Raw genomic sequence first — 9,783 nt, 5'->3', positions numbered from 1 at the left:
CTTCATGTTTTGCAATTCTAAAAATATCGCCTAACCGAAGATGTTGTCCATTCTCTTTGTCGAACATTACGGAATACAGCTGTTTGCTCAGCGTATGGTTTTGAGATGCATACACCACCCTTGCAGTTGTCATTAGAGCAATTCCTCCACCGTTTGGATTAAGGAGTACATGCTCCCCTGCAGATATTCGACCCGGATCATCCCAACGAGTAAATTCACAGGTCGCTGTAAGGAAAAGCGGCATGTTGTCGATATTTGTCCAATTTGTTATATCCGAAACTTGCAGTACGCGCTCATGACTCCAGCTTGTTTCACCACCATGACCAGTATAATTGATAATTAACTTCCCTTGGTTAACACTATTATTTATTGCGGATCGAACATCAGGGTATCGATTTCCAGCAGCGGTATTTACTTGATTATATGCGTCTAAATATATTTTATCAATATTATATGTAGGGTCTTCTTCTCCCACGAGATCAGCTAGTTCATTACCTTGTCTTGCATATAAGTTGGCATCTTCGTCGTCAGCTACAAAGGTTATATCGTTTCGCCAATTGTTTAAGGTGCTTGGCTTCGAATAACTGATAACTTTATCCACCATTTCTTGCGCTTCCGTTAACGTTGTGGCTGGAATTCTACCAATTCCGATGTCCAAATAATGTTTTGCTCCCGAGTACCAATTTCCTTCATTACTATCTAACATCCCATAGTAATCGTCTGAAACATATGACCTTGTTGGTTCATTAGAATTTACGGACTGATAAGTAGGAATAAAATTAGAATTGCCAGCCAAACGATTCTTATTGTCATACGATCCGTCGCCAAATAAAAGCAAATATTTCATTATGCCGTTCTCGTTGATTGCTCGTTCGTAAAACATTCTGATAAAGTCTCTAATGGCAGTAATGTCAGGGGATCCAGAAGAAAACTCGTTATATATCTGTTCAGTAGAAACAACTAGAACGGATAAATTATCTTCTTCTCGGTGGAATTGAGCTAGCCTTTGAACTTCACTAGTGAAGTCGGGATGGGTGACAATAATAAAATGATAGAGTCCGAGAGCATGTAAGTTTTGATTTAAAACGGGGCCTATTGGATTTGCCATTAGATATCCGGTTGAGTTAAAAGCAATGAACTCCTTAAGGTTATCTGTAGATGTTCTGAATGTAAACGTAGAACCAGATAATGTTCCCGATTGTTCACTGATGTTACTTGGATCAGTGATGTCCCATATTTTTGATGTCGAATTGTAATTTGCAATTTCAAAAGAAGAAATATTGCCATTCCCAACACTAGTTTCATCTCGAAATAGCATTTGATTGTTCGTGAGGCTAAGGGTTCTTCGAATGTTTAATTCAATGTAATCTAACCAACCTACCGAGGCCGATGCTAACCCGTTTTCAATGTATGTTAATGTGATTGTATTAGATGCCGAAGGTTTGAAGTTTAATTCTACACTTGATCCGTAATGGAAAGCAGCCGTGTATACCGATGAAACCTCCTTTATGCTTATGTTTTTCTGAAATATGTTATTTGCGTAAACTTCGAAGATTGAGTTTATGGTAGATCGTGCAATCACGCTAACTCTGCCATAGCCCAGCGAATTATTGTCAATATTAGATCCATCAAATACAAAATCTAGACTAGTTAGGTTTTCAAAAGACTCACCATACCATTGTCTGCCTGACTTAATATTGTTGACATTATCGTTTTCAATAAACTGGAGATCGGTATAACTGCTTACAGTATTAGTGGATGATAGAGGAGACGACCCAATGTTAGATATCCGTTTACCTTGGGTGCCGTTTCCAATTTTCAAATAATAGAAAGAGGAATCGGTATACAAGTTATTTTGATGATGAAAATGGCCATCATCTTCGTTATACGACCAGGAATCAGAACCTTCACCATAAAATAAAATGTAGTCTTCAGAATCGAAAGAACCATCATTTTCTCCGGAAATATAAATGGCATTCTCGTTAAGATCATCAATACGATCTGCATCATTAGCTTCGGGTAACATGCCACCACCATAACCATAGATCCCAATATTCCTGGGGTCTATGTTTGCTACATCAATACCTAAATTGGTTAAAAAATCAAGATCTAGTTTGTAGACTCCGTATGCACCAATATTAAATTTATACCACTCGTCTTGGGCAAGAACAGAAGAGGTAGAAAAATTGGTTGAAATGGTTTTTGAATTTATATTACTAGTGTTGAAAGACGTATTGTAATCAAGGTTAAACGAAACTAATTTTTCATAATGTGAACCTGTTGATTTTTTTCTAATCGGAATGAATGAAACAGATGAATATTTTACTTTTCGGTAGTATCCGATACTTGTAGTTAGTTCTATTCTTTCTGAAATATCTAGATCCTTTAAGAACAATTCCTCTGTAATTGAAAGGTCTTCAAAAACCATATCTTCGATCTGCCATTCAATATTTTCGGAATTTGAAACTCTTACTTTGTGTTGAAAAGAAGGAAGGTTATTTGCCTGATACGCACCGTCGAATGTGAATGTTTTGTGTTGTACATATTCAGATAATTGCTCGGTTTTAATCCCCCGCCAATTCAATACGAATGGAGAAGCGAATGTGCCTCCTGTCGAGAAACAAAACAGAAGTAGAAGAATAATTCTAATTCGCATGAACAGATCAATTACAACGTAAAGTTACAAAGGCTTTAATTGTGGAGCAATAACGCGGATAAATTCGTTTATTGCACTGGGTTTAGAGAAAATAGAGGTGAATATCGCAGTCATATTTGAACTTTAAGTCTCGTACTGTGTTCTAAAGACTAGCTAAGCGATTATAGATATGAGGATTGTTTTAATAGGGTTACAAGTAGTTTTTTGTATTAGCTTTTCAATAGGGCAGGAGTGGGAGCTGGCAAAAGACCAAGACGGCATTATTGTTTATACAAAGGATTCTGAAACATCAAAATTTAAGGCCTTTAAAGCAATAACAGTTTTTGAATGTAAGGCTCTATCTGTTTTGTATGGTATACTAAAAGACAGTGAAAGGATACCTGAATGGGTAACGGACATCGAAAGTATTGAAATTATTAAGCGAATTGGAACAGACAGAACTATAGAATACCATAAAGTAGCTGTTCCGTGGCCTTTTTCTGATCGCGATTTAGTCTTAGAGACATCATATGTATTTGACGGTGAGAAATCATTCACAAAAACGGTTGATCAAAAATTAGATGTCGTTGAATTAGATGAGGATTACGTTAGGATCACTACACTATCAGGTTATTGGCTCTTTGAACAGATTAATAATGAAGAGATAAAACTTACGTACGAAATTCTTGCAGATCCAGCCGGTAACCTTCCTGCTTGGGTGGTTAATATGTTTATTGTGGATGGTCCGCATGAAACTTTAACAAACTTACACAAGATGGTTGCCAAGGCCCAATCTAACTAGTCCTCAATAAGATCTTACTTGCTAAATGTTTTCTCCTGAACAATCTCATTGTCGTACGATAAGGAAATGTTGTACTCACCTTTTGGAAGAAGCGTTGTTGAGAGAATGTATTCTGAATCCATAAATGTCATCATTTTGTCTTGAATGATTACATTTCCTTCAGAATCTGTGAGTTCTAGGTCGAATAGTATTCCTTCCCAGCTACTACTTATGTTGATTTCATTTCTAATTCCATTTTTGGCAAGCTTAAGTACTTCTGGACTACCGTTACTAGCGGTACTTAACTCGTTATAATCCTGTATTTCGAAATGTGTTTTCGCTTGTATTTCAAAAACGAACAAGACACATAATACTACGACTGAAGTTACGAGTAGTGTTTTCATAATTTATCAAGTTTAAATAGTACCCATTATTATTTGTGGTCTAACTTGATACAAGTATATTCTGTATTAAAGGTGTAGGATGATAAATTTCGACGTAAGGCCTTTCGTAATCGATGAACTACACATTTGGAAAGTCTTAAGATGATTGTACTTGTATGGAGATCAGGATATTACTCGTATCCGGCAAGTTTCCCATCTTTGAAGAGGATAACCACATGGTCATAGATCCATTGTACACCGTTTGCCGCAGTATAAGTTTGTGCGGGTTTGCCTAGAGATATTTCAACCATTCGTTCCGTCATTCCAAGCATTGTCTTAGATGCCATAATAGTATCCCAGAATTCATCGCCCATTTCATTTCGATATGCATCTGCTGCAGATTTTAGCCATACTAATGTGAAGTGAGGGTTTTTTTGCTGTGCTATCACTTGACCTCTTTCGTTTTCAAAGAGCATAACCATTTCTAACATATTGATATCCAGGCTAAAATCAATACACTTCCAGGATTCTCCATTAACAAATGGAATTGGTTTTTTTGTTTTGAAATCTTTTACGTCGTGAAATCCTCTAAGTACGTAATCTTTGCCTACTAATAGTTCGGTGCTTTTATTCCAAAACCCTTGCATAACAAATTGCCAATCGTGTTCATATCCGTGATATCGAACGTAGAACTCATCACTATTATCTTTCCGTTTCAATTTTAAATAGTAGTCTTTTTCGGTATCTAAGCCATATTCTCTCATTTTTAAAGAATTTCCCTTGCCCGATGCTATTCCTATCACAATAAAGGATTTTCCTTGAAGAGAGTCATACCTTGAAACCATTGTGCCAACTTGGCAACATTTATAAATGTTGTTTTCTTTTGTTTTTTTAGCCTCAAAATCAAGGTAAAATTCTGGATATCCTGTTTTTCTTAATTTCCTAGGCTTAGGTTTTAAATACAATTCTTGACCTATATATGATTTCATATCTCCGCCTAAGAAATTTACTAAACTGTCATACGGTGCTATTTCACTTCTGTCTTGTGCTATAGATAGAAGCGAAGAAAATGTTAATGTAATTATACAAAGTAGGCTATTCGTTGGAGTCATGTAATTAGATTTTGTTCTTCTTAAAGTTAGAGATCTTCTAAGCCATAACATAAATAAGGCCATTTAATTTAAGTCGATAAAGTGTAAAACTTGTTCAATATGCTGGGGACAATGGTGTTAAAAAATTAATATTTGGATACTTTTGTGGTCATTAACCAACAAAGAGAATTATGGATTTAGTTACAATTATCACGTTTGTTTTGTTTTTGGCAATGTTTGCCTTTATAGGCTTGTCTTCTGTAATGGAGAAAAAGAAAACAACCGAAGATTATTTATTGGCGGGTCAAGATGTAAAGCCTTGGTTAGTTGCTCTAGCAGCAGTTGCGACATGTAATAGTGGATACATGTTTATTGGTATGATTGGCTTTACATATAAGGTTGGTCTCGCTTCGCTTTGGATAGCAATGGGTTGGGTTTTTGGTGATTTTATAGCTTCTATGTGGTCTTTTGGGCACATTAGAAGGTTTGCAGACAATAAAGAAATACAGACTTACAGTTCACTTATATCATATAGAGGTGGTACTCCTTTAAAGACATTACGATTAGTAGCAGGGTTACTTACTTTAACATTCTTAAGTATTTATTCGGCAGCTCAGTTTGCTGCAACAGGAAAAACTTTACTTGCAATATTTGATCTTCAATTTTGGATTGGTGCATTGGTAGGTGCCGTTCTTGTGGTGGCGTATTGCTTTGCAGGTGGGATTAGAGCTACAATTTGGACCAATGCAGCACAATCTATTGTGATGATCGTTGTAATGGCTTTATTGGTAGGATACGGTCTTGCAGAAGTAGGGGGATGGAGTGGTGCAATGCAACAGTTTTCTGAAGTTAGTCCAACGTATATGAATTGGTTTAACGATACAGATTCTATGTGGGGGTTCGCTCCTTTACTTTTTGTAGTAGGTTGGATATTCGCTGGGTTCGGTACCGTTGGTCAACCGCATATTATGCTAGGCTATATGACAATGGATAATGGAGAAAATATAGGTAAGGTTCGTTCTTACTATTATACTTGGTATATCGCATTCTATGCAGCTGCTATCTTGGTTGGTATGCTTGCCCGTATTATTCTTGTTGATGGAGATGGTTTTGATCCGGAGATGGCATTGCCTACAATGGCAATTGAGTTATTCCCTCCTTTCTTGGTAGGCGTTATGTTAGCTGGAGTTTTTGCAGCAACAATATCAACTGCCGATTCAATGGTTATAAGCTGTACAGGTGCTATTACGAACGATATTTTCCCCAAATGGAAGTTTAATTACATGGCTAGTAAGATTTCTACAATTGCAGTAACGATTTTTGGTGTGATTGTAGCGATGTATGCTTACTACACGGATACCAATGTGTTTGACATGGTTGTTTATGCTTGGGCTGTAATGGGAACAGGATTTGGGCCATTATTAACGTTAGTCTTAATTGGTAAGAAACCAAGTGAAAAGGTGTCGATAGCAATGATAGTTGTTGGGGCTTCATCTACTGTGGCTTTGGCTATGATGGGAATAGCAGAACCAACTTACTTTATTCCAGGAATGTCTATTGGCTTTATTATCTACTTCGTAGGTAATAAATTCTTTCCTGCAACTGAGGACGTAAAGGCGTAAACGTTTATATTTTTAGGCGAATGGCAAGCTAATCCATAAATAAAACCATGTGTGGTATAGGTTTCAATAACCACAAGTAGAAATTACGTTTCACTAGAACTACCAACCTTTCCAAATACTAGGAATTACATTGGGTTTATTAGATGTTGTAAATAGTTTTATATCACTTGTAATTAAAAGTTAGTGTGTAATGAATTAGAAATTACTCTAGCCATTGTACTAATATTTTAAAAGTTGTGCCCGCAAAAGTTTCCTCTATTTCATTAGAATTAGAAGAAGTATAATCGCTCAAATAAATACTGGTAAGTCCTATATAGTTGTCTACAGTTCCGTCCTCGTCATATACATATAGCCACAAAACTGAAGTGTCAATATTGTCTATTGTTACATTAGGAGAAACTTCCCATGTAATGGGCGGAGCAAAGTTTGAATAGGAATCTGTTTGATAAAGAATATTATGATTCTCATCTTGGATTTGGATATAGGGGTCAGCAATACTTGAAGTATCCCAAGTTTCGCCCAAATCATTAACTGTTGAAAAACTCTCGAGCGTTACAAACTGAATTTTCGCCTTAGTGTAATGCGAACAACTTCCGTCATCTTCTTCAGCTAAACTGTTATAGTTGTATGCTGAACTATCTGTACAGCCTTGCTCTTTTTTACACGAATTAAATGTTAAGGTTAACATCAGAAGAGTGGTTATAAATAAAGCATGTTTTTTCATAATAGCGTTTTAGTTATTGAAATTTAAAGTATGCACTGTTTGCTAATAACGTAATAAAATCAGAAGAGGATTCTTATAACGGTTATTGCTTTTATTCAAGAATAGTAGGAACGACATCCTCTTCCAAGTATATGGGATCAACTTTTACACTATCGGTTTCTGTGTCCCACAATACATTCGCTATATACCATCTTTCATTTTGATAAACGAGCATGTAAGCGTTAATGCCTATTTCTCTTCCTGAATCCCCTTGTTGATCATCCCAAACAGATTCGTACGTTTGAAATACTTGAGCCATGTTGCCAAACCTGTCTATTGTAATTCCAAGCTGACTTAAATCTAAATCTACATTGTCGTACCAGCCACCATCTTGCTCAATGTAACTTTCAACAGTGTAATTGTTTAGTTCATCATAATCCGCATGAAAAACTTGATTAAGCTGTGTTTGTGGTAAACACAAATACCTTAGTCTGTCCCAGTTTCTTGCATCTCCAGCACTACCTGAAAGGACTTCTTGGTATGCGTAACAGATCAGTTGAATACTCTGGACATCATCTTTGTAAGGACTGGAATCTTCGGTACTAGAGACAGTTTTAATTGTAACGTTTTCTTCAATAACAGGGTCTTTGGAATCTCCACATGAGAAGATTAAGGCGCATAAACAAAGAAGAAGAAAATATCTATTCATTCTATTTAATGTATGCTTCGTCAATTATTTTATCACTTGTTTGGTGGTCCCACATAAGGTTTACTATCCACCATCTTTTCTCACTGTAAACTAATTGGAATGAATTTATACCCTCTATTGTTTTTGATTCTTGTCCTTCCAAAGAACCTGCAAGTCTCCAAGTTTGAAACACACTTGCGATATTCCCAAATTGCCTAACTGTATGTTTGAGAGATGATATCTTAGTATCTGAGGAGTTGTATCTTGTTTTACAAGATGAAATAAAATCAGCCAATTCCTGAACTTGTACCAATTCGGAACTACTCTTAGTTGCATCAATTTGAAGCGAATGAGGTAAAAATAAGTTGTTAAGTCGTTCCTCGTTTTTAGTTATACTTGATAGTGATGAAAGGAATGCTTTACAAATGCTCTCTGCTGAGTAGACGTCATCGCTGTACAAGCTCTCTGGATTTGTAGCTTGTGAATCGATGGTGAGAAATAAAAGAAAAATCCAAAGTGATTTCTTCATAAATGCATTTGTCTTTGCGTTAAGTAAATATATATTTTTTGGATTCGAATGTGTATTCATGTTTATAAAAAGGAGTAAACTGTTTATAAATCATTTATATGTAACTCGAAAAACTCTTTATCCGCCTCATGTGTAAGGTAATTGTTTACATTATCCTTTGTTACCCATCGAGCTTCAGGGTTGTCAGGATCAATAGGTGTAAGCGATTGCTCTTGAGTTGTGAAAAGGTAAATGTGTATAGTCTTAATCTCGTTAATGTTTGGATTTCCACCTACTTCTAATCTGGGTCTGGTATAGCTGCCTAGTTTTCTTATAAGATCTAATTTAGTTAATCCTATTTCTTCGTGAATTTCTCTCTTTGCAGTATCTAGTAATTCTTAGCCTTCTTGCCAGTGGCCTTCTGGTAATGGCCGAGAGGTACCATGCTGACTAACTATAGCAACTTTCCCTTCGGTGTTCAGTACGATTCCCCCAGCGCTTTCGGTGTACAAGATGTTCATTGATTCTATTGTGTTTGGTCTCTTCTCTGATTAAGGATAAATCTACGTAAAGTATAATTCTGGCAAAATGTAAAGCACTACTTTTTATACCTTTGTTATCACCAAGATGCTTTAATATAAGTGGAGAAGAAATAACGGTAGAAGTTAAAAATGAATTCAGCAAAATTAGATAGGATAGTACAAGACCATAAACTGCCAAAGTTTAGAAAGGGGCAAATGAGCAAAGCCTTTTTTAGTGAGGCTGTTCAGTCTTTTGATGAGATAACCACGTTCTCTAAAGATCTACGAAATCAGCTGACAGAGAAGGAGAATGTATTGACATTTACACTTCATAAATTGTATGTCTCAACGGCAAAGAATGCATTTAAGGCTTTGTTAAAGTTGGAGGATGGCAAAGTAATAGAATCCGTTTTATTGAATCCTAAGCCAGGCTTATGGACTACTTGTATTAGTAGTCAAGTTGGATGCGCCCTTGGTTGTGATTTCTGTGCTACTGGAACCATGGGTTGGATTAGAAACCTTACTTCAGAAGAGATTACGGATCAGGTTCTTTTCTGGCGTTTTTACATGAAAGAGGAGCTAAAGGAATCTACGCTTAACAATGTTGTGTACATGGGAATGGGGGAGCCCCTTCATAATAAAAAAGAGGTATTTAGTAGTTTGGATGAATTGATGAATCCAGATACATTCAATATGGGAGCGCGTCATCTGTCGGTTTCTACTGTTGGCTTGGTTCCTGCAATGAAGGAACTAACAGATCGGTTTCCTCAAGTTAACTTGGCTGTTTCGTTACATGCACCAAACGACGAAACGCGATTAAGCATGATGCCGATTAACAAGCCTTACCCAAT

The 9,783-nt window shown here is 36.4% G+C and carries 10 protein-coding genes; 3 read left to right on the top strand and 7 right to left on the bottom strand.

Going from position 1 to position 9,783, the window contains the following annotated elements; genetic code table 11:
- Positions 1-2,656, bottom strand: a 2,656-nt coding sequence (porU, locus tag HRT72_13545; GenBank protein NQY68733.1) for a type IX secretion system sortase PorU, incomplete at its 3' end; no start/stop codon positions are given.
- Between the two features lie 169 nt (positions 2,657-2,825).
- Here porU and HRT72_13540 point away from each other — a divergent pair.
- A complete protein-coding gene (locus HRT72_13540) occupies positions 2,826-3,437 on the top strand; it encodes a hypothetical protein (protein ID NQY68732.1) in 612 nt (203 codons plus the stop codon).
- A 14-nt stretch (positions 3,438-3,451) separates the two neighbouring features.
- Here HRT72_13540 and HRT72_13535 read toward each other — a convergent pair whose 3' ends face one another.
- Together HRT72_13535 and HRT72_13530 are read right to left on the bottom strand one after the other, a co-directional pair.
- On the bottom strand, positions 3,452-3,820 hold the full coding sequence (locus tag HRT72_13535) for a hypothetical protein (protein ID NQY68731.1): 369 nt from the start codon (positions 3,818-3,820) through the stop codon (positions 3,452-3,454).
- A gap of 170 nt (positions 3,821-3,990) precedes the next feature.
- A complete protein-coding gene (locus HRT72_13530; protein NQY68730.1) occupies positions 3,991-4,911 on the bottom strand; it encodes a hypothetical protein in 921 nt (306 codons plus the stop codon).
- Positions 4,912-5,081: 170 nt separating this feature from the next.
- On the opposite strand from HRT72_13530, the gene HRT72_13525 reads away from it, so the two are divergent.
- Complete coding sequence (locus HRT72_13525; GenBank protein NQY68729.1) at positions 5,082-6,512, top strand: sodium/proline symporter; 1,431 nt, start codon at positions 5,082-5,084, stop codon at positions 6,510-6,512.
- A gap of 202 nt (positions 6,513-6,714) precedes the next feature.
- Here HRT72_13525 and HRT72_13520 read toward each other — a convergent pair whose 3' ends face one another.
- The 4 genes from HRT72_13520 to HRT72_13505 form a co-directional block, all read right to left on the bottom strand.
- Positions 6,715-7,236 carry a hypothetical protein gene (locus tag HRT72_13520; GenBank protein ID NQY68728.1) on the bottom strand — a complete coding sequence of 174 codons (522 nt, stop codon included), beginning with the start codon at positions 7,234-7,236 and terminating at the stop codon, positions 6,715-6,717.
- Positions 7,237-7,327: 91 nt separating this feature from the next.
- Positions 7,328-7,924, bottom strand: coding sequence for a hypothetical protein (locus tag HRT72_13515; GenBank protein NQY68727.1), 597 nt, complete (start codon positions 7,922-7,924; stop codon positions 7,328-7,330).
- Position 7,925: 1 nt separating this feature from the next.
- On the bottom strand, positions 7,926-8,432 hold the full coding sequence (locus HRT72_13510; protein ID NQY68726.1) for a hypothetical protein: 507 nt from the start codon (positions 8,430-8,432) through the stop codon (positions 7,926-7,928).
- Positions 8,433-8,515: 83 nt separating this feature from the next.
- The gene (locus tag HRT72_13505) at positions 8,516-8,782 is read right to left on the bottom strand and encodes an NUDIX hydrolase (protein NQY68725.1); all 267 of its coding nucleotides are present in this window, start codon (positions 8,780-8,782) and stop codon (positions 8,516-8,518) included.
- A gap of 300 nt (positions 8,783-9,082) precedes the next feature.
- Here HRT72_13505 and HRT72_13500 point away from each other — a divergent pair.
- Positions 9,083-9,783, top strand: a 701-nt coding sequence (locus HRT72_13500; protein NQY68724.1) for a radical SAM protein, incomplete at its 3' end; no start/stop codon positions are given.

The organism is Flavobacteriales bacterium, assembly GCA_013214975.1.
Lineage (GTDB): Bacteria > Bacteroidota > Bacteroidia > DT-38 > DT-38 > DT-38.
This window is presented reverse-complemented; position numbering and strand designations above follow the sequence as displayed.

What these genes read in the sequence shown, in the direction of transcription:
- HRT72_13540 (NQY68732.1), top strand. Translation starts at nt 2,826, where the DNA reads ATGAGGATTGTTTTAATAGGGTTACAAGTAGTTTTTTGTATTAGCTTT.
- HRT72_13535 (NQY68731.1), bottom strand. Translation starts at nt 3,820, where the DNA reads ATGAAAACACTACTCGTAACTTCAGTCGTAGTATTATGTGTCTTGTTC.
- HRT72_13530 (NQY68730.1), bottom strand. Translation starts at nt 4,911, where the DNA reads ATGACTCCAACGAATAGCCTACTTTGTATAATTACATTAACATTTTCT.
- HRT72_13525 (NQY68729.1), top strand. Translation starts at nt 5,082, where the DNA reads ATGGATTTAGTTACAATTATCACGTTTGTTTTGTTTTTGGCAATGTTT.
- HRT72_13520 (NQY68728.1), bottom strand. Translation starts at nt 7,236, where the DNA reads ATGAAAAAACATGCTTTATTTATAACCACTCTTCTGATGTTAACCTTA.
- HRT72_13515 (NQY68727.1), bottom strand. Translation starts at nt 7,924, where the DNA reads ATGAATAGATATTTTCTTCTTCTTTGTTTATGCGCCTTAATCTTCTCA.
- HRT72_13510 (NQY68726.1), bottom strand. Translation starts at nt 8,432, where the DNA reads ATGAAGAAATCACTTTGGATTTTTCTTTTATTTCTCACCATCGATTCA.